Consider the following 18,953-nt stretch of genomic DNA (forward strand, 5'->3'; position numbering starts at 1 on the left):
AGGCCCCAGTTCGTGGCCGGTGACGGGCGTGCACCCAACGTCGATTGGGACCAACTGCAACTCGGGGCCGGCCGCCCCTGTTCCCGAACGCGGGGCCGTCAGTCCACCAGCGAGGTTGGAGGCCTTCCACCATGGCCAGCACCACCGCCTCCGCGGTCGACGCACCGACGCGCGCCGAGACCGTGCGCGCCAAGGGCCGTCTCTACCGCGGCGATCTGGGCATGTGGTCGTGGGTCGCCCACCGGATCACGGGCGTACTCACCTTCTTCTTCTTGTTCGTGCACGTCCTGGACACCGCCCTGGTCCGGGTGTCGCCCAACGCGTACGACACGGTCATCGAGACCTACAAGCACCCAGTGATGATCCTGTTCGAACTCGGGTTGCTGGCCGCTGTGCTCTTCCACGCGTTCAACGGCATCCGCGTCATGCTGGTCGACTTCTGGTCCGAGGGCACGAAGTACCAGAAGCCGATGTTCTGGTCCGTGATCGTGCTCTGGCTGGTCCTGATGGTCCCGGCCGCGATCAGCATGCTCACCCGCGCCGTCACGGAAATCTTCGGGGGTTAAGCGCCAATGTCCGTCACCGACGCACCCATCTCCGTGGACAAGCCGCGCTCCCCGCGCCGGCCCGCCGCGCGCCGCAACAACTTCGAGCTCTACGCCTGGTTGTTCATGCGGCTGTCGGGCGTGCTGCTGCTGTTCCTGGTGCTGGGCCATCTGTTGATCATGCTGTTCCTGGACGGCGGTGTCCAAAGGATCAACTTCGCCTTCGTGGCGGGTCGCTGGGCCTCCCCGTTCTGGCAGTTCTGGGACCTCACGATGCTCTGGCTGGCCGGTCTGCACGGCGGCAACGGGCTTCGTACCGTCATCAACGACTACTCCCGCAAAGACGGCACACGCTTCTGGCTGAAGATGCTGCTGTACGTCTCCGTCCTGCTGACCGTGGGTCTGGGCAGCTTCGTGATCTTCACCTTCGACCCGAACATCGGCTAGCGCCGCAGAGACCACAGCGTGGCGAGGCCGACGCCGATCGCGGGTCCCGCCACAGCCCGAGGAGGCGACCATGCAATTCCACAAGTACGACGTGGTCATCGTCGGCGCCGGTGGCGCCGGGATGCGCGCGGCCATCGAGTCCGGCCAGCGCGCCAGGACCGCCGTGCTGACCAAGCTCTACCCCACCCGCTCGCACACCGGTGCCGCGCAGGGCGGGATGTGCGCGGCCCTGGCCAACGTCGAAGAGGACAACTGGGAGTGGCACACCTTCGACACGATCAAGGGTGGTGACTACCTGGTCGACCAGGACGCCGCGGAGATCATGGCCAAGGAGGCCATCGACGCGGTCCTGGACCTGGAGAAGATGGGGCTGCCGTTCAACCGGACCCCCGAGGGCAAGATCGACCAGCGCCGCTTCGGTGGCCACACCCGCGACCACGGCAAGGCCCCGGTCCGCCGGGCTTGCTACGCCGCGGACCGCACCGGCCACATGATCCTGCAGACGCTGTACCAGAACTGCGTCAAGCACGGCGTGGAGTTCTTCAACGAGTTCTACGTCCTCGACGTGATGATGAGCGAGGGGGCGGACGGCGAGCAGGTCTGCACCGGCGCCATCGCCTACGAGCTGGCCACCGGCGAGCTCCACGTCTTCCACGCCAAGTCCGTGGTGTTCGCCACCGGCGGCTTCGGCAAGGTCTTCAAGACGACCTCCAACGCGCACACCCTCACCGGTGATGGCATGGGCATCATCTACCGCAAGGGCCTGCCGCTGGAGGACATGGAGTTCTACCAGTTCCACCCGACCGGCCTGGCCGGCCTGGGCATCCTCATCACCGAGGGCGTCCGGGGTGAGGGCGGGATCCTCCGCAACGCCAGCGGTGAGCGCTTCATGGAGCGCTACGCACCGACCATCAAGGACCTCGCGCCGCGCGACATCGTCGCCCGGTCGATGGCCCTGGAGGTGCTCGAAGGCCGCGGTGCGGGCCCGAACAAGGACTACGTGCTCCTCGACGTCACCCACCTGGGTGAAGATCTGCTGATGTCCAAGCTCCCGGACATCATGGAGTTCTCCCGCACCTACCTGGGTGTCGAGCCGACCGAGGAGCCGGTGCCGGTCTACCCGACCGCGCACTACGCCATGGGCGGCATCCCCACCAACGTGCAGGGCGAGGTGCTGCGGGACAACGAGAACGTCGTCCGCGGCCTCTACGCCGCCGGTGAGTGCGCCTGCGTCTCGGTGCACGGCTCCAACCGCCTGGGCACCAACTCGCTGCTGGACATCAACGTGTTCGGCCGCCGCTCCGGCATCGCCGCCGCCGAGTACGCGCACGGCACCGACCACGTGGAGATGCCCGAGGACCCGGCCAAGATGGTCGAGGGCATGGTCAACCACCTGCGCACCAACACCGGTGGCGAGCGGGTCGCGACCATCCGCACCGAGCTGCAGCAGACGATGGACGCCAACGCCTCGGTGTACCGCACCGAGGAGACGCTGAAGACGGCTCTGTCGGACGTGCAGGCGCTCAAGGGGCGCTACGGCCGGATCGCCGTGCACGACAAGGGCAAGCGGTACAACTCCGACCTGTTGGAGGCCGTCGAGCTGGGCTTCCTGCTCGACCTGGCCGAGGCCCTGGTCAACGCGGCGCTGGCCCGCAAGGAGTCCCGCGGCGGCCACGCTCGTGAGGACTACACCTCCCGGGACGACACCAACTTCATGCGGCACAGCATGCAGTACAAGGTGCTGCCCGAGTCCGAAGACCCGAACGCGCCGCTCGGGTTGACCGGGTTCCAGGCCGACATCCGCCTGGACTACAAGCCGGTCACCGTCACCCGGTACCAGCCGATGGAGCGTAAGTACTGATGACTGCCGCCACCACAGAACCCAACGCCACGCAGATCCCGGACGACGCCCCGCCGATCCCGGACGACGCGGTGATGGTCACCGTCAAGCTGCTCCGCTACAACCCGGAGCAGGACGAGGAGCCGCACTGGGAGTCGTACCGGATCCCGGCGCTGCCGTCGGACCGGGTGCTCAACCTGCTGCACTACATCAAGTGGTACGTCGACGGGACGCTCACGTTCCGCCGGTCCTGCGCGCACGGCGTGTGCGGCTCGGACGCGATGCGGATCAACGGCGTCAACCGGCTCGCCTGCAAGGTCCTGATGAAGGACATGCTCAACAAGGACGGCGAGACCACGCTGACCATCGAGCCGATCAAGGGCCTCCCGCTGGAGAAGGACCTGGTCGTCGACATGGAGCCGTTCTTCGAGGCCTACAAGGCGGTCAAGCCGTACTTGCAGACCACCGGCAACGAGCCGACCCGGGAGCGGATCCAGTCGGTCGCCGAGCGGGAGCGCTTCGACGACACCACCAAGTGCATCCTGTGCGCGGCGTGCACCACGTCGTGCCCGGTGTACTGGTCGGACGGCAACTACTTCGGCCCGGCCGCGATCGTCAACGCGCACCGGTTCATCTTCGACAGCCGTGACGAGGCCGCTGAGGAGCGCTTGGACATCCTCAACGACGTCGACGGCGTGTGGCGCTGCCGCACGACCTTCAACTGCACGGACGCCTGCCCGCGTGGCATCCAGGTCACCAAGGCGATCCAGGAGGTCAAGCGAGCGCTGATGTTCCGCCGCCGCTGACCCGGACGCAGGAGACGGCGCCCATCCCCCACAGGGGTGGGCGCCGTTTCACGTCCAGGGGGTCCCCCTCGACACTTCGCGCGAAGTTCGACCCCAGAACTTCGAGGTCGAGTCCCGCGAGAGGTTCGAACCCCCACCACCACCGCAACCCCACTGACCTGGGGATACACGCCCGAGCGCGGGGGACCAGTCGAAGTTCGCGCGAGATTCGAGCCCCTCGAACTCAGCCCTCGAACTTCGCGAGAACTCTGAGCGGCGCGCCGCGACATCCCGCCTGACCTGGTGGTACACGGCCGAGTGCGGGGGGAGTTTCGAAGTTCGCGCGAAGTTCCGGGGGTGGCCCGTGGGGGTCGAACCGCGCGAAGTCCGGGGTGGCTGGTTCAGGAGCGGGTTCCTCGGTAGGCCTTCCACCCGAGGACGCCGATGATGGTGCCCAGGACGAGTGAGACCACGGCGATGACCAGGTGGACGACCAGGTACGCCGTGGGGCTGCCCTGCGCCCAGGAGCGGTCGCTGTTCCAGGTGTTGCGCATGAACGCCGGCCACAGCAGGTAGGACCAAACCCCGAAGGCCAGCAGGAACAGCGCAACTCGGCGAGAAATCGTCACGAACCCGAGTATCCGCTGTTACGGGGCTCACCCGGGGTCCCGGGTCGGTTGTGCGACGGACGTTCATGGACAGGACCCGTTAACCTCTCACGTGTGCCTCCGCGTCTTCACCGAACGACGAAACCCCGTGCGAAAAGGCCGTTTTGGGCGGTCCTCGCCGCGTTCCTCGTCGCTCTCCCACTGCTGACCGCCGCTCCCGCCGCAGCGCAGGGGCCCGCCTGCCCCCACGCCGCGGCGCCACCGCCGCCGGTGGACACCTCCGAGGTGCCCCCACCCGGCCAACCCGCTCCGACCCCGGTGCCGGTGCCGGAGACACCGGTCGGCGGTGATCGGATGGCCGAGTGCTCGGTGCTGACCGCGCCCAACCACCCCGGTCCGCCGCCGAACGTCGCCGACTCCGCCGCGAGCTGGGTGCTGGCCGACCTCGACACCGGTCAGGTGCTGGCCGCCAAGGACCCGCACGGTCGGCAGCGCCCGGCCTCCACCATCAAGGTGCTCACCGCCCTGACCGCGCTGCGCGAGCTCGACCTCGACGACACCCTGGTGGCCACCCAGGAGGACGCCAACCAGGAAGGCACCCGGATCGGCCTGCAGCCCGGCCTGACCTACACCGTCGGGCAGGTCTTCCAGGCCATGCTGATGGGCTCCGGCAACGACGCCGCGCACGCGCTGGCCGTGAAGATGGGCGGCGTCCCGGCAACGCTGCAGAAGATGAACGCAGTGGCCGCCGAGATCGGCGCGCTGGACACCCGGGCCGCGACACCGTCCGGTCTGGACGGTGCCGGGATGAGCACGTCCGCCTACGACCTCGCCACCATCTTCCGGGTGGCCATGCGCGAACCCGCGTTCGCCAACGCGATCGCCACGCCGATGATGGTGCTGCCCGGTGCACCCGGCCAGCCTCCGTACGAGCTGTGGAGCGACAACCAGGTGCTGCGCAACTACCCGGGCGGGCTCGGCGGCAAGACCGGGTTCACCGACGACGCGCGGCACACCTTCATCGGCTCCGCGCAGCGTGACGGGCGCCGCCTGGTGGCGGTGATGACGCGCGGCGAGAACACCCCCGTGCGGCTCTCGCACCAGACCATGGCCCTGCTCGACTACGGTTTCTCGCTGCCTGCGGGCACCGCGGTGGGTGAGCTGGTGACGACCTCACCGCGCGCGCCCGAAGCGGCCCCCGCGGCCCGGGCCGACGTGCCGCCTCCCGCGGCCGCCAGGGCACCCGAGTCGTCGTTCTTCGGCACCCTGACCGGCCCGCTGGTGCTGCTCGCGACCGCCCTCGTCGCAGTCGCCGCAGCGGTGCTCCTGCGCCGCCGCCGAGCCCAGCTCGCCCAAGCGCGTCGCCGCGCCTCGGCCGAGAGCGCCGAACACCCCTGACCCTCGCGTGGGTGGCGGTTCCACGAGGACTGCCACCCACCCGGGTGGCCCGAGCAGGCAGCCCCCGCACCTGCGCTGTCGCGTCCGGCGCGCTCCCGGAAGGGGGACCACTTCCAACTGGTGGTAACACTCACTCGAACGAGCACAGCGCTGAAGCGGGAACCGACGGCCCGGTGCGGCGGAACCCGCGGCTGCCCCAGGCGCTTTCGGACTGCCCGCCCTCGCCGCGATCAGGGGGTCTTCGACCGGTGGGACTTGCGGAGAGCGCGGGGGAGGAGCCAGCCGGCAGCGACGCCGAGGCCGAGCAAGCCCGCCGTGGCGCGGGGACCGACCCCTCGGTGGACCTGGACGGTGGGCCGGATGATCGCCGGGGCCGGGGCAGGGGCCTCACCGGTCTCCTGGTTCTCGCGGGCGGAGGCCGTCCAGGCCGTCACGAACAGCAGGAAGCGCGACACCAGGTTCGCGAAGACCAGCAGACCGAGGATCGGGCCGAACGCGGCGCCGGCGGGCGAGTTCGTGACGGTGGCCAGGTAGATCACCCCGACCTGCTTGAGGACCTCGAAGCCGATCGCGCCGAACAGCGCGCCCCAGACGGCGCTGCGCAGCGTCACCGGTTTGCGCGGCAGCCGCGCGAGCACCCACATGAACACCAGCCACCCTGCCAGCAGCGACAGCAGGATCGTCAGCACCCGCAGCACCACGCCCGCGAAGGCGCTGCCTCCGAAGCCAGCTGCCTCCAGCAGCAGCCGTCCGAGCCCGCCGCCGAGCGCGCTGATGCCGAACGACAGCGCCATCGCCAGTCCCAGCCCGAACAGCGACAGCAGGTCGGACCCCATCCGCTTGAGCGTCGGCTGGGGTTCGGGCTCCTGGGTCCACTGGGCGGTCAGCGCCTCGCGCAGGTTCGTCATCCAGCCGAGCCCGGAGTAGAGGGCGGTGAGCAGACCGATGATGCCGACCGCGCCCGCCTGCTTGATGGCTTGGTCGACGACCCGGTTGAGCATGTCGCTCATGGCCGGGTTGGGCACCGCCGAGGTGATCGACCCGCGGAGGCTGGCCAGCAGCTCGGGGTTGCCGCGCAGCACCAGACCGGCGACGGCGAAACCGATCATCAGCAGCGGCACGAGGGCGAGCACGCTGAAGTAGGTGATCGCCGCGGCGTAGTAGTCGCCGTACTGCTGCTGGTAGCGGCTGACCGCGCGGAGCAGCCGGTCGAGCCACTCGTGCTGCTGCCGCAACCGGGCCAGCCGGCCCGGCTGCTCCTCCTGGTCCGTCATGGGTGCGCCTCCCACCGAACGGCATTCCCCCGAACGGTGGCAGGCTACCCGCAGTTGATCAGATCAGCGCAGCGGAGAAACGAATCCCACCCGTTCGAAGACGGTCCGCAGCGTCTGGGTGCTGACCTCGCGGGCCTTCTCCGCTCCCCGGTGCAGGACCTTGTCCAGCTCGGCCGGGTCGCTGAGGTAACCGTTGACCTTCTCCTGCAGCGGAGTCACGAACTCGACGACGACTTCGCCAAGCTCCTTCTTCAGGTCGCCGTAGCCGCGGCCCTCGTAGGCGGTTTCGAGCTCGGCGATGCGCTGCCCGGTCAGCGCGGAGTAGATCGCGAGCAGGTTGGAGATGCCGGGCTTGTTCTCGACGTCGTAGCGGATCTCGCGCTCGGTGTCGGTCACCGCCGAGCGGATCTTCTTCGCCGAGCGCTTCGGGTCCTCCATCAGCTCGATGACGCCGCTGGGCACCGACTTGCTCATCTTCGACGTCGGGTCCTGCAGGTCGAAGATCTTCGAGGTGTCCTTCGGGATGTGCGCCGCCGGGACGGTGAAGGTCTTGCCGAAGCGCGAGTTGAAGCGCTGCGCGAGGTTGCGGGTGAGCTCCAGGTGCTGGCGCTGGTCCTCGCCGACCGGCACCGCGTCCGCCTGGTAGATCAGGATGTCCGCGGCCTGCAGGACCGGGTAGGTGAACAGGCCGACGCTGACGTGGTCGGCTTCCTGGCGGGCGGACTTGTCCTTGAACTGGGTCATCCGGCCGGCCTCGCCGAACCCGGTCATGCACTCCAGCACCCAGGAGAGCTGCGCGTGCTCGGGCACGTGGCTCTGCACGAACAGGGCGGAGCGGTCGGGGTCGATGCCCAGGGCGAGCAGCTGCGCGGCCGACAGGCGAGTCCGCTGCCGGAGCAGCTCGGGGTCCTGCTCGACGGTGATGGCGTGCAGGTCCACGACGCTGTAGAAGCACTCGTAGGTGTCCTGCATGGTGACCCATTCCCGCAGGGCGCCGAGGTAGTTGCCGAGGTGGAAGGAGTCGGCCGTCGGCTGGATGCCGGACAGGACGCGGGGCCGGCCCTCGGACTGTTCGCTGGTCTGGGTTGCGGGGCTGTCGCTGCTCACGGAGTCGATTCTCGCAAGCGCCGCCTCGCGCACGGGACCGGGTTCACCCCTTGCGCTGGTTCTCCGGCTGGATCTTCTTCTTGCGGAAGACGCCGACCACCATGCCGGCGACGCCGAGCGTGACGGCGCTGAGGCCGACCGGGCCGAGGGAGTCCATCGACGGTGCGGCCACGACGACAGTCTTGGACTGGGCTTCGGCGAGCCCGGTGCTCGTCGGCAGGAGCGCTGCGGCAACGGCGACAGGTGCGAGAGCTCGCCTGATCACGCGAGATATTCGGCTACGCAAGAGCGTGCCTCCCTGCGGAAGTTGACCCGTTCGGGTCATCTACTCGTGTGGACCGGTGGCGGACGGTACCGACCGCCTGTGTCGACCGTGGTTGCCTTGCGTGAACTAACCACGACAGGGTGATCATATTTTCCGGGTTCGCGGGCTCTCAGGCGGGTTGTGGATCATCGACGTTGCAGGTGAGTGGTGGGACCGACCGGGGGTCGGCCCCACCTGCCGTCACCTGGAGACCTGAATCACACTCAAATGGAGCATCGAGGCTCACACAGCGCTGATGCCCAGCTGCACCTGGCCCACGCGCCCGTAGGTGGTGGTGCGCTGGCGTGCGGTGCGCCCCGCGCGAGCGGCGAGCTCGTGCAACTCCTCGACGCTGCGCTCGGAACCGTGCTCCGACCCGGCCATCCGGCTGATGGTCTCCTCCATCAACGTCCCGCCGACGTCGTTGGCGCCGCCGTTGAGCACCTCGGTGGTTCCGGCGTCACCGAGCTTGACCCACGAGGTCTGCACGTTGTCGATCCGGCCGTGCAGCAGGATCCGCGCCATCGCGTGCACCGCGCGGTTGTCCCGCCGCGTCGGCCCCGGCCGCGCGAGACCCGCCAGGTAGATCGGGGCGTTGCGGTGCACGAACGGCAGCGGCACGAACTCGGTGAACCCCGCCCGGCCGTGCTCGCGGGCCCGGTCCTGCACCCCTGCCAACGTGCGGAAGTGCCCCAGCCAGTGCTCTGGGTGGTCCACGTGGCCGTACATCATCGTCGACGAGGACGGGATGCCGAGCCGGTGCGCCGTGCTCACCACGTCGATCCACTCGGCGGCGGGCAGCTTGCCCTTGGTCAGCACCCAGCGGACCTCGTCGTCGAGGATCTCCGCCGCGGTGCCCGGGATGCTGCCCAGACCGGCGTCCTTGAGCTCGGCCAGCCAGTCCTCCACCGACACGCCCGCCTTCGCCGAGGCGCTGACGATCTCCATCGGGCTGAACGCGTGGACGTGCATCTCCGGCACCCGCTCCCGCACCGCTCGCACCAGGTCGGCGTAACCCGACACCGGCAGCCGCGGGTCGATGCCGCCCTGCACGCACACCTCGGTCGCCCCGGCCCGCCACGCCTCGTCGGCGCGGTCGGCGACCTCCTCCGGTGAGAGCCGGTAGGCGTCGGCGTCGCGCTCGCGCTGCGCGAAGGCGCAGAACCGGCAGCCGACGTAGCAGATGTTGGAGAAGTTGATGTTGCGGTTGACCACGTAGGTGATGTCGTCGCCGACGACCTCGCGCCGCAACCGGTCGGCGATCCCGGCCAGCTCGTCCAAGGCCGGCCCGTCGCAGGTCATCAACGCCATCGCGATCTGGTGGTGCTGCTCCTCCAGCAGGGCCGCCGGGTCGGAGTCGGCAAGCCGCAGGCCCTCCTTCACCTCGCCGTCCAGCCGTTGCGGAGCCGCCGCCGACGGGACCTGACCGCGCAGCTCCTCCCAGTCGCCGTAGACGGTGTCGAAGTCGGTGCGGCGGTCCTCGGTCCGGCCGTCGGTGTCGATGCTGCGGTGCAGGTCGGTGCGCCCGATCGACTCGAAGCCACCGTCGGGCTCCTGCCACTCGCGGCCCACGACCTCGGCGTCGGGATCGGCGAACCCGTCGGCGTCCGAGAGCGCGTCGACGTGGGCGGCGACCCTCAGGTCCAGCCACTGCGTGCTGTCCCCGGCCAAGCCCTTGCGCACGTACCGCGGGTAGGCGGTGAGCCGTTCCCGCAGCCGGTACCCGGCCTGCTCGGTGAGCTCGTCGAGCTCGGTGATCTGCGGCCAAGGCCGTTCCGGGTTGACGTGGTCGGGGGTCACCGGCGAGACGCCACCCCAGTCGTCGATGCCGGCGCGCAGCATCAGCAGGTGCTCCTCGCCGACCAGGTTCGGCGGCGCCTGCACGCTCACCCCCGACGGCATCAGCAAGCGGGCCACGGCGATGGTGGCGGCCAGGTCCTCCAGGTCGGCGTCGGGCATGCCCCGCATCGCGGTGTCCGGCTTCGCCCGGAAGTTCTGGACGATGATCTCCTGGATGTGGCCGTACTGGCGCGCGGACTGCCGCAGCTCCAGCAAGGACTCGGCGCGCTCGGTGCGGGTTTCCCCGATGCCGATGAGGATCCCGCTGGTGAAGGGCACCGCGACGCGACCGGCGTCGGTGAGCACGCGCTTGCGGACAGCGGGTTCCTTGTCGGGGCTGCCGTAGTGCGGACCGCCCTTCTCGCTCCACAACCGTTCCGACGTGGTCTCCAGCATCATCCCCATGCTCGCCGCCACGGGCTTGAGCCTGGTCAGCTCCGACCAGGAGAGCACTCCGGGGTTGAGGTGCGGCAGCAGACCGGTCTCCTCCAGCACCGCGATCGCGCAGGACCTGACGTAGTCCACTGTGGAGGAGTAGCCGCGCGCTTCGAGCCACTCGCGGGCGGCGGGCCAGCGCTCTTCCGGCCGGTCCCCCAGCGTGAACAGGGCTTCCTTGCAGCCCGCGGCGGCTCCCTGCCGGGCGATCTCCAGGACCTCGTCGCGTTCCAGGAACGCCGACTCCACCTTGTGCGGGACGGTGGCGAAGGTGCAGTAGTGGCAGCGGTCCCGGCACAGCCTGGTCAGCGGGATGAAGACGTTGCGGCTGTAGGTGACGACGTCCGGGTGCCCCTCGGCGATCAGGTGCGCGTTCCGCGCCTTGCCCGCCGCCGCGAGGAGCTGGTCGAGGTTATCGCCGCGCGCGTGCAGCAGGACCGCGGCTTCGGTGGCGTCGAGCGTGACGCCGTCGGTGGCGCGGCGCAGCGCACGCCGCATCGCCGATGAGCTCGGGGTCCGTTCCGGCGGGGTGATGTTCAAATCTGCAACCGACACCCGACGACTCTAAGTCCGCTCGCAGTGGTTGCCCAGCCTTCACCTGCGTGCCGAGTCCCTCACCCTCGGCGATCGAATTACTCCGTTGAGCCCTATCAACTATCCCCAGATCAGGCGCAAAATCCGGACGAATATCACTGGGTGATCCATTCTTCGTCTCCACGGGAGGGACAAGTTGTCACGCAGAAGTAGGAGAGGTCGTTCGCTGCGGATCGCAGGACCGGCCCTCGCCCTGGCCCTGCTGCTCCCCGCCGGACTCCTCGGCTCCGCGCCACAAGCGCCCGCCGCCTCGGCCGTTCCGGCGCACTTCGTGGTCGTCGGCCCGGTCGGTGACGGCCTGGCGCAGACCGAGGAGTCGGTGCGCGCCGTCGGCGGCACCGTCGTGCAGAGCTGGCCGCAGATCGGTGTCGTCGTGGCCACCTCGGCCGACCCGGCCTTCGCCGCGGCCGTCCGGCAGCAACCGGGCGTCGAACAGGCAGGAGCCAGCCGCAACCTCGCCGAGCAACTGCCGCCGGCCGAATCGACGACGCTGGAGACCCTCGAAGGCACCGCGGGCGGTGTGAGCGCCTCCGCCGCCGACGGCCAGGAGCCGTTGGAGGCCGACCAGTGGGACCTGCCGCAGATCAAGGCCGACCAGGCCAGCGCGATCTCGCAGGGCAGCAAGGACGTCACCGTCGGCGTGCTGGACTTCGGCATCGACCCCACCCACCCCGACCTGGCTCCGAACCTGGACGTCTCGAAGTCGGTGAGCTGCGTGGAGGAGGGTGTGCCCAACCAGGACCCGGAGGCCTGGAAGCCGCAGGACTCGACGCAGGCCCACGGCACGCACGTCTCGGGCACGATCGCCGCCGCGCGCAACGGCGTCGGCGTCGCCGGGGTGGCCCCGGACGTCTCGCTCGCCTCGGTGCGGGTGATCGACGACGACGGGTTCATCTACCCCGAGTACGCGATCTGCGGGTTCATCTGGGCCGCTGAGCACGGCCTCGACGCGACCAACAACTCCTACTTCGTCGACCCCTGGTACCTGTGGTGCGACAGCGACCCGGACCAGAAGGCCGCCGCCGAGGCGGTTCGCCGCGCGGTCGCCTACGCCGAGGGCCACGACGTGGTCAACGTGGTCTCCGCGGGCAACAGCAACTGGGACCTCTCGAAGCCGATCCACGACACCAACAGCCCGAACAACGGCGGCCCCACGCAGGACCGCCAGACCGGGCCGAACTGCCGCGTCCTGCCGGGCGAACTCCCGGGCGTGGTGGCGGTGTCCGCGGTGGGCGTGAACGCGGTGAAGTCCTACTACTCCAACTACGGCCTCGGCTCGATCTCGGTGACCGCCCCGGGCGGCGACGCGCGGCAGGTCCCGGAGACGCCGTCGGCCAACGGCCGGGTCCTCTCCAGCGTGCCCGGTGGCGGCTGGGGCTGGATGCAGGGGACGTCCATGGCGGGTCCGCACGTCGCGGGCGTCGTCGCCCTGGTGCGCAGCACCCACCCGGACTGGACGGCGCAGCAGGTCATCGGCTCCCTGGCCCAGAACTCCGACCGGCTGCCCTGCCCGGAGGACTACGACGGCGACGGTGACGGCGTCGTCGACGCGTTCTGCGCCGGAGGCCCCACCGGGGCCGGTTTCTACGGCGCCGGCCTGATCGACGCCCTCGACGCGGTCACGAAGTGACCCGCACGACCGGCTGACACTGCCCCCGCCCGACGGGAGGGAGGAGCGCTCCTCCCTCCCCGGAGGTGGGGGCAGTTCACGGTGGACCGGCAGCCGTGGGGGCGGACGTGCCCGCGCTCGCTCCGGTTGCCCGCTTCCCCTGGTGGCAGGACGCTTCGGGAGTGGGAGATTCGGAGAGTTTCGTGATCGTCGGCGCCGGCATGGCCGGCGCGAAGGGTGCCGAGGCGCTGCGCGACCAGGGGTTCGACGGGCGGATCACGCTGCTGGGCGAGGAGTCGCACCGCCCCTACGAGCGGCCCCCGCTGTCCAAGGACTACCTGATGGGCGGCGCCGAGTTCGCTGAGGCCTACGTGCACCCGGAGACCTGGTACGCCGACCACCGCGTCGACCTGCGGCTGAACACCACCGCCCAGCGCATCGACCGCTCCCTGCGCCAGGTCGAACTCGCCGACGGCACCCGCGTGGACTTCGACAAGCTGATGCTCGCCACCGGTGCCCACCCGCGCTCCCTGCCGATCCCGGGTCACGACGCCGAGGGCGTCCTGCACCTGCGCCGGGTCGAGGACTCCGACCGCATCAAGCGGACACTGACCGAGGTCGAGCACCTGGTGGTGGTCGGCGCGGGGTGGATCGGCTTGGAGGTCGCCGCCGCCGCCCGCCAGGCGGGTGTCGAGGTGACCGTGGTGGAGACCGCCGAACTGCCGCTGCTGCGGGTTCTCGGCCGCGAGGTCGCGGAGGTCTTCGCCGCCCTGCACCGCGACCGCGGCGTGTCGTTCCGCTTCACCACCGCCCTCGACCAGATCCTCGCCCCGTCAGGCCAGGTCACGGGCGTTCGGCTGACCGATGGCCTGGAGATCGAGACGCAGGCGGTGCTGGTCGCGGTCGGTGTCGATCCGGCCGTGGAGCTGGCCGCCGACGCGAAGCTGCGCGTCGGCAACGGCATCCTGGTGGACACGACGCTGCGCACGGGTGATCCGAACATCGTCGCGGCAGGCGACGTGGCCAACGCGTTCCACCCGTTGCTGGGCAAGCAGATCCGCGTCGAGCACTGGGCCAACGCGCTCAACCAGCCCGCGGTGGCCGCGTCCTCGATGCTCGGCGGCGACCGCACCTACTCCGAGCTGCCGTACTTCTTCACCGACCAGTACGACCTGGGCATGGAGTACCTGGGCCACGTCGACCCGGGCGAGTACGACGAGGTGCTGTTCCGCGGTGACGTCGAGGCGCGCGAGTTCATCGCGTTCTGGCTCTCCGAAGGCCGGGTCCTGGCGGGCATGAACGTCAACATCTGGGACGTCACCGAGCAGATCACCACCCTCATCACCTCGGGCGCCACCGTCGACCGCCAGGCCCTGGCGGACCCCAGCGTTCCGCTCAACGAGCACATCGCCCGGTAGTCGCGGAGATCCGCTCCTCCTCAGCGCGGAATCCGGCTAGGGTCAACGCGGAACTGGGGAGGAACCACATGCGCACCCTGACCTACGTGATCGCCTCGACGATCGACGGCCGCATCGCGGGCCCGGAGGGCGGGAACCCGGACTTCTTCCTCCTCGAGGGAGACCACGGGGAGTTCCTGCGCGCCGAATACCCGGAGCTGCTGCCGTCGCACGTCCGGCCGATGTTCGGCCTCGACGGAACACCGAACCGGCACTTCGACACGGTCCTGCAAGGGCGCGGCAGCTGGGACATCGGGGTGCAGGACGGGTTCACCAACGCCTACCAGCACCTGCGGAGCATCGTGTTCTCCCGCAGCATCGCCGAAAGCCCGGATCCCACGGTCGAATTCGCCGCCGGCGACCCCGTCGAGCGGGTGCGCGAGCTCAAGCGCGAACCCGGCCAGGGCATCTGGCTGTGCGGCGGCGGCACGATCGCAGCCGCCCTGCGACCCGAGATCGACGAGATCATCGTCAAGCTGCACCCGGTGGTCGTGGGATCCGGAACCGCCGCGTTCGACGGCGATTTCTCCCCGGCGCAGTTCGACCTGGTCGAAGCCACGCCCTTCAAGAGCGGAGTGGTCCACCTCCACTACCGCCGAGGGTGACGGCCTGAGTTCAACCACCGTCCCGGTGCCGTGGTGTCGCTGCGGACCGTGGCCGCGCGGCTGACCGGAGCTACGAGAGCGTCCGCCTGCTCGCCACGGCGCAGCGCGGCCCGGTGGTTCTCCACCTGCCATGTCCGGCGACGGGTGGGCCCTCTACTCCTGGTCCCAGGTGGTCGATTGGTCAACTCGTCAGCTCGGCTACGCGGAGGTCGTCGCGTCCTACGAGTCCGAGATCGCAGCAGCGGACCACATCGTGCGCGCGCGGAACATGCTTCACGACGACGCGGAGCGGGAAGAACGCTGCCGCCTCCTGTCGGCGTGATCTGCACGAGTCCACCACCGGTACCTGAGTGGCACTCAAGCGTGCACCGGCTCCGATCCCGCGCTGAACAAGCTTCTTCGGATCTCGCGCGCGGTTCGACGCCCGGATCCCACGTCGGACCGCGCGCTGATTCGAATTTCGCGCGATTTTCGACCCCTGAAGTTCGCCGGCGAGTTCCGCGCGAATTCCGAAGGGGGACTCCAACAGCAACACCCCTGGCCTTGAGCGGCTTCGAGGCGAGCACGCCCAGCGGTCTGGATGAGAGGTGCGCGGCGGAGCCGCTCAGATCGTTGCGGCACCGCCGAGCGAGGTGGTGTGGCGGGGCTAGGCGAAGCGGGCGAAGCCGACCGCTCTCCCGATGATCGTGAGCGGCGTTCCGGCTTCGGCCATGGGGCGCAGGCCTTCGCGGATGCCGTCGTCGAGGTGGCCGTGGACGTCGAAGCGCTCGACCTCGCAGTGCTCCACGACGCCGCGGATGTAGGGGTCCGACAGCCGCCAGTGCTCGCGGACGGCGTCCGAGTCGCGGTAGAGCTGGTAGCTGTAGGCCAGCATCCGCTCCTCGTCGATGAACACGTCCACCATGAGCTGCGGGCCGTGCTCCTCGACGAACTCCACCGCCCGGCGCACCGCCTCGGTGAACTCCTCGAGGTGCCCGTCGAAGATCCGCATGGTGTTGCCGAAGAGGATCGGTCCTTCACCAGGCTTCACCATGCGACCAGTCCTCGAACTTCGAGACCCGAGACCCACGGGAGGGGACTGCCGAACCAGGAACGGCGCCCCACTGGCGGTCAGCTTCCACTCCGGACCCGTCGAGCTCACTCCGCCGAGGACTCCCCGAAGACTCCCGAAGGGTCAGAAGTCGTAAGTGACCGTGACGGGGGCGTGGTCGCTCCAGCGCTGGTCGTAGCTCGGGGCGCGCTCGACGACCGCTTCGGTCGCTCGCGCGACCAGGCCGGGGGTGGCGACCTGGTAGTCGATCCTCCAGCCGGAGTCGTTGTCGAAGGCCTTGCCCCGGTAGGACCACCAGGAGTACGGGCCGGGGCCCTCGGGGTGGAGGCTGCGGACGACGTCGGTGTAGCCGGACTCGAAGACCTCGGTGAGCCAGGCCCGCTCCTCGGGCAGGAAGCCCGCGGACTTCCGGTTGGCCTTCCAGTTCTTCAGGTCGACCTCGCGGTGGGCGATGTTCCAGTCACCGCAGACCACGACCTCGCGCCCGGAGGCGACGGCGCGCTCGCGGAGATCGGCGAGGTACTCGCCGAACTCCTTCATGAAGCGTTCCTTCTCGTCCTGCCGCGGTGTGCCGACATCACCGCTGGGGAGGTAGAGGCTCGCGACGGTCACTCCCGGGAAGTCGCATTCCAGGTAGCGACCGGATTCGTCGAATTCAGCGGAACCGAAACCGGTTCGAACGTCTTCCGGTTCAGCACGGCTGTAGATGGCCACGCCCGCGCGCCCTTTCGCCGAGCTCGGCGCCAGAGCCGTGTGCCAGCCGCCCGGCTCGCGCACCGCTTCGGGGAGCTGATCGGGTTCGGCGCGCGTTTCCTGCATGCAGATCACGTCCGCGCCGGTCCCCGCGAGCCACTCGAGGAACCCCTTCTTGGCGGCGGCGCGCAGACCGTTCACATTGACCGTTGACAACGTCAGCACGTCCCCGAGCCTATCGACCTCCTTTCCGCAGTTCGCACGCCCCGCGTTGAGGATTCCCACCGCCGATCGAGCCGATCACCGAACTCCGGCCGATGACAACGCCCCGCAATCCCCCGATCGCGCAGCGTTGACCTGCGCCGTGACCACCGGCCAGGGGAAGCGACTAGACCTCCGGCGTTGTTCCACTAAGATCGCCCCACGTAACGTTCGACCGCTCCGACTCGACAACGGGTCGTAGAGCGTCCGAAAAAATCTTTCGCAGGAGGTCTCGCGTGGCCCCGGACACCGCCACGGGAAGCGGCCCCACGGCTCGCCGTCTCGTGCTGGGCAGCCAGCTGCGCAGGTTGCGCGAGGCCAAGCAGATCTCCCGGGAGGACGCCGGTTACGCCATTCGCGGCTCCGGGTCCAAGATCAGCCGGCTGGAGCTCGGCCGCGTCGGCTTCAAGGAACGCGACGTCGCCGACCTGCTGACCCTCTACGGGGTCGAGGAGGACTCCGAACGTGAGTCCTTCTTGGACCTCGTGCGCCGGTCCAACGAACCGGGCTGGTGGAACCGCTACAACGACCTGATCGCCCCGTGGTTCCAGGACTTCGTCGGCCTCGAGGAATCGGCCTCCCGGATCCAGACCTTCGAGCTCCAGTTCATCCCGGGCCTGCTGCAGACCGAGCGCTACGCGCGGGCAGTCGCCAGCCAGGGCCGCCCGGAAGCCGAGGACGACGAGGTCGACCGCCGGGTGCGGCTGCGCTTGCAGCGGCAGCGGATGTTCGCCCGGCCGAAGGCGCCGCGGGTGTGGGCGGTGATCGACGAGTCGGTCCTGCACCGACCGATCGGCGGCAAGAGCGTGATGCGCGAGCAGATCGAGTCCCTGCTCGACGCCACGAAGTTGCCGACGATCACGCTGCAGGTGCTGCCCTTCTCGCTCGGTCGCTCCGCCGCCGAAGGCGCCTACACGATCCTGCGGTTCGCCGAGCCGGAGATCCCCGACATCGTCTACCTCGAACACCTCTGCGGAGCGCTGTACCTCGACAAGCCCGAGGACATCGAGGTCTACAGCAAGGTCAGCCACCGGCTCGCGGTGGACGCGCTGACCCCCGAGGGAACCCGCAAGATGCTGCACGAGCGGCTCCGCGAACTCTGAGACCTACCCGGGAATTTCCCAGCTCATAGGCCATTCGGCCGACCACCGGCAGCTGTTCGCCGCGCACCTGGCGCCAAGTGCCGTCGTCGCGGCTGCGACCGTCCGTGTGATCGCCATCTCAGTGCTCTGCACGTGCATTCAATCGTGCATCTGCAACTGGTACGTTCCCTGCACGATCAACTGCACGTGCAGATGATCGGTGCAAGACGAGAGTCGGGGAAAAGGGTGGGGTTCGGATGACGAACATCCAGAACGGTATGCCCGCTAAGCAGCTGCCCAACGCTGACTGGCGCAAGAGCCGCCACAGTGGAGCAGTGGGCAACTGCGTCGAGCTGGCACCGTTGGTCGACGGTGGGGTTGCCGTCAGGAACTCGCGCTACCCCGAGGGCCCGGCACTGGTCTACAGCAGGGACGAGATCGCAGCGTTCCTCAACGGAGCAAAGGACGGCGAGTTCGACGACCTGATCGTCTGAACCGGCCGCCACATGGTCTGAGCCCCTACGACGAACAACGGTGGCGCCATGAACGACATAACCCACGGCCTGCAAGCTCTGGTCGCCCGCGACTTCCAGTTCACGCATCCCCGCGATGCCAGCGGAAGCCTGGTCGCTGTGGTCGGAATCCGCGTGCACCGCGGCGTTTTCGACATCCTCCAGCTCTTCGGCGAGAACGACGCTGACGCCGCGCGCATCCCGGCCGACGAACCCGACGTGCTGTTCCCGAACCGCGTGCTGTGGCGGACCAACGGCCCGGCGCTGGACGTGATCAACGAACTGCTGGACCTGCCGGAACCGCTGCCGGAGACCGGCGCGGAGCCTTCCGGCTGCTGGGTCCCGACCCACGCCGGCCGTTCGAAGTGGCTCGCCGTCACGGCGTGAAGCCGGCCCGCAACAGAGCCTGATTCGCGGTGGGGCACGTCCCACCCCGGGCCTGGTTCTGCTGCCGCGTTCCCCCGTCCGGCCGCGGCGCGCGTCCATCCCCCGTGGTCGCGCGCCTGG

Annotated in this window: 19 protein-coding genes; 12 read left to right on the forward strand and 7 right to left on the reverse strand. The window is 69.3% G+C overall.

The window, feature by feature from the left end; genetic code table 11:
- Positions 1-131 precede the first annotated feature (131 nt).
- From sdhC to EIL87_RS24355, 4 genes are all read left to right on the forward strand, one after another.
- Positions 132-566: a succinate dehydrogenase, cytochrome b556 subunit gene (gene sdhC, locus EIL87_RS24340; RefSeq protein ID WP_125092913.1), complete on the forward strand. Its 435-nt coding sequence runs from the start codon at positions 132-134 to the stop codon at positions 564-566.
- Positions 567-572: 6 nt separating this feature from the next.
- Positions 573-992 carry a succinate dehydrogenase hydrophobic membrane anchor subunit gene (locus EIL87_RS24345; RefSeq protein WP_125092914.1) on the forward strand — a complete coding sequence of 140 codons (420 nt, stop codon included), beginning with the start codon at positions 573-575 and terminating at the stop codon, positions 990-992.
- A 70-nt stretch (positions 993-1,062) separates the two neighbouring features.
- Complete coding sequence (gene sdhA / locus EIL87_RS24350) at positions 1,063-2,853, forward strand: succinate dehydrogenase flavoprotein subunit (protein ID WP_125092915.1); 1,791 nt, start codon at positions 1,063-1,065, stop codon at positions 2,851-2,853.
- The gene (locus EIL87_RS24355) at positions 2,853-3,638 is read left to right on the forward strand and encodes a succinate dehydrogenase iron-sulfur subunit (protein WP_125092916.1); all 786 of its coding nucleotides are present in this window, start codon (positions 2,853-2,855) and stop codon (positions 3,636-3,638) included. Before sdhA ends, EIL87_RS24355 begins: the two co-directional genes overlap by 1 nt.
- Before the next feature lie 380 nt (positions 3,639-4,018).
- Here EIL87_RS24355 and EIL87_RS24360 read toward each other — a convergent pair whose 3' ends face one another.
- On the reverse strand, positions 4,019-4,246 hold the full coding sequence (locus tag EIL87_RS24360; RefSeq protein ID WP_125092917.1) for an SCO4848 family membrane protein: 228 nt from the start codon (positions 4,244-4,246) through the stop codon (positions 4,019-4,021).
- A 303-nt stretch (positions 4,247-4,549) separates the two neighbouring features.
- On the opposite strand from EIL87_RS24360, the gene EIL87_RS24365 reads away from it, so the two are divergent.
- Entirely contained in the window at positions 4,550-5,623 is a 1,074-nt protein-coding gene (locus tag EIL87_RS24365) for a D-alanyl-D-alanine carboxypeptidase family protein (RefSeq protein WP_233576552.1), read from the forward strand.
- Positions 5,624-5,853: 230 nt separating this feature from the next.
- On the opposite strand, the gene yhjD is transcribed toward EIL87_RS24365, so the two are convergent.
- The 4 genes from yhjD to EIL87_RS24385 all read right to left on the reverse strand — a co-directional run bounded on the left by yhjD (position 5,854) and on the right by EIL87_RS24385 (position 11,137).
- A complete protein-coding gene (yhjD, locus tag EIL87_RS24370; RefSeq protein ID WP_125092919.1) occupies positions 5,854-6,897 on the reverse strand; it encodes an inner membrane protein YhjD in 1,044 nt (347 codons plus the stop codon).
- Between the two features lie 63 nt (positions 6,898-6,960).
- Positions 6,961-8,004 carry a tryptophan--tRNA ligase gene (trpS, locus tag EIL87_RS24375; RefSeq protein WP_125092920.1) on the reverse strand — a complete coding sequence of 348 codons (1,044 nt, stop codon included), beginning with the start codon at positions 8,002-8,004 and terminating at the stop codon, positions 6,961-6,963.
- Between the two features lie 43 nt (positions 8,005-8,047).
- Positions 8,048-8,269 (reverse strand): hypothetical protein, encoded by a 222-nt coding sequence (locus tag EIL87_RS24380; protein ID WP_233576553.1) that lies wholly within the window; start codon positions 8,267-8,269, stop codon positions 8,048-8,050.
- Between the two features lie 282 nt (positions 8,270-8,551).
- Positions 8,552-11,137 carry a bifunctional FO biosynthesis protein CofGH gene (locus tag EIL87_RS24385; RefSeq protein ID WP_125092921.1) on the reverse strand — a complete coding sequence of 862 codons (2,586 nt, stop codon included), beginning with the start codon at positions 11,135-11,137 and terminating at the stop codon, positions 8,552-8,554.
- Between the two features lie 175 nt (positions 11,138-11,312).
- Here EIL87_RS24385 and EIL87_RS24390 point away from each other — a divergent pair, with 175 nt between their 5' ends.
- The 4 genes from EIL87_RS24390 to EIL87_RS24405 all read left to right on the forward strand — a co-directional run bounded on the left by EIL87_RS24390 (position 11,313) and on the right by EIL87_RS24405 (position 15,169).
- Positions 11,313-12,806 carry a S8 family peptidase gene (locus EIL87_RS24390; protein WP_233576554.1) on the forward strand — a complete coding sequence of 498 codons (1,494 nt, stop codon included), beginning with the start codon at positions 11,313-11,315 and terminating at the stop codon, positions 12,804-12,806.
- Positions 12,807-12,988: 182 nt separating this feature from the next.
- Positions 12,989-14,203 (forward strand): NAD(P)/FAD-dependent oxidoreductase, encoded by a 1,215-nt coding sequence (locus EIL87_RS24395; protein ID WP_267898877.1) that lies wholly within the window; start codon positions 12,989-12,991, stop codon positions 14,201-14,203.
- Between the two features lie 68 nt (positions 14,204-14,271).
- The gene (locus tag EIL87_RS24400; protein ID WP_125092923.1) at positions 14,272-14,847 is read left to right on the forward strand and encodes a dihydrofolate reductase family protein; all 576 of its coding nucleotides are present in this window, start codon (positions 14,272-14,274) and stop codon (positions 14,845-14,847) included.
- 130 nt (positions 14,848-14,977) lie between these two features.
- Positions 14,978-15,169, forward strand: coding sequence for a hypothetical protein (locus EIL87_RS24405; RefSeq protein WP_125092924.1), 192 nt, complete (start codon positions 14,978-14,980; stop codon positions 15,167-15,169).
- Between the two features lie 324 nt (positions 15,170-15,493).
- Here EIL87_RS24405 and EIL87_RS24410 read toward each other — a convergent pair whose 3' ends face one another.
- Together EIL87_RS24410 and EIL87_RS24415 are read right to left on the reverse strand one after the other, a co-directional pair.
- Positions 15,494-15,880 carry a hypothetical protein gene (locus EIL87_RS24410; RefSeq protein ID WP_233576555.1) on the reverse strand — a complete coding sequence of 129 codons (387 nt, stop codon included), beginning with the start codon at positions 15,878-15,880 and terminating at the stop codon, positions 15,494-15,496.
- A gap of 141 nt (positions 15,881-16,021) precedes the next feature.
- The gene (locus EIL87_RS24415) at positions 16,022-16,816 is read right to left on the reverse strand and encodes an exodeoxyribonuclease III (protein ID WP_125092925.1); all 795 of its coding nucleotides are present in this window, start codon (positions 16,814-16,816) and stop codon (positions 16,022-16,024) included.
- A 272-nt stretch (positions 16,817-17,088) separates the two neighbouring features.
- Here EIL87_RS24415 and EIL87_RS24420 point away from each other — a divergent pair, with 272 nt between their 5' ends.
- From EIL87_RS24420 to EIL87_RS24430, 3 genes are all read left to right on the forward strand, one after another.
- A complete protein-coding gene (locus EIL87_RS24420) occupies positions 17,089-17,955 on the forward strand; it encodes a helix-turn-helix domain-containing protein (protein WP_125092926.1) in 867 nt (288 codons plus the stop codon).
- 236 nt (positions 17,956-18,191) lie between these two features.
- The gene (locus EIL87_RS24425) at positions 18,192-18,428 is read left to right on the forward strand and encodes a DUF397 domain-containing protein (RefSeq protein ID WP_093413953.1); all 237 of its coding nucleotides are present in this window, start codon (positions 18,192-18,194) and stop codon (positions 18,426-18,428) included.
- A 48-nt stretch (positions 18,429-18,476) separates the two neighbouring features.
- Positions 18,477-18,833 carry a hypothetical protein gene (locus tag EIL87_RS24430; protein ID WP_125092927.1) on the forward strand — a complete coding sequence of 119 codons (357 nt, stop codon included), beginning with the start codon at positions 18,477-18,479 and terminating at the stop codon, positions 18,831-18,833.
- Positions 18,834-18,953: the final 120 nt, after the last annotated feature.

It is taken from the genome of Saccharopolyspora rhizosphaerae, assembly GCF_003931915.1.
GTDB classification, from domain to species: Bacteria; Actinomycetota; Actinomycetes; order Mycobacteriales; family Pseudonocardiaceae; genus Saccharopolyspora; species Saccharopolyspora rhizosphaerae.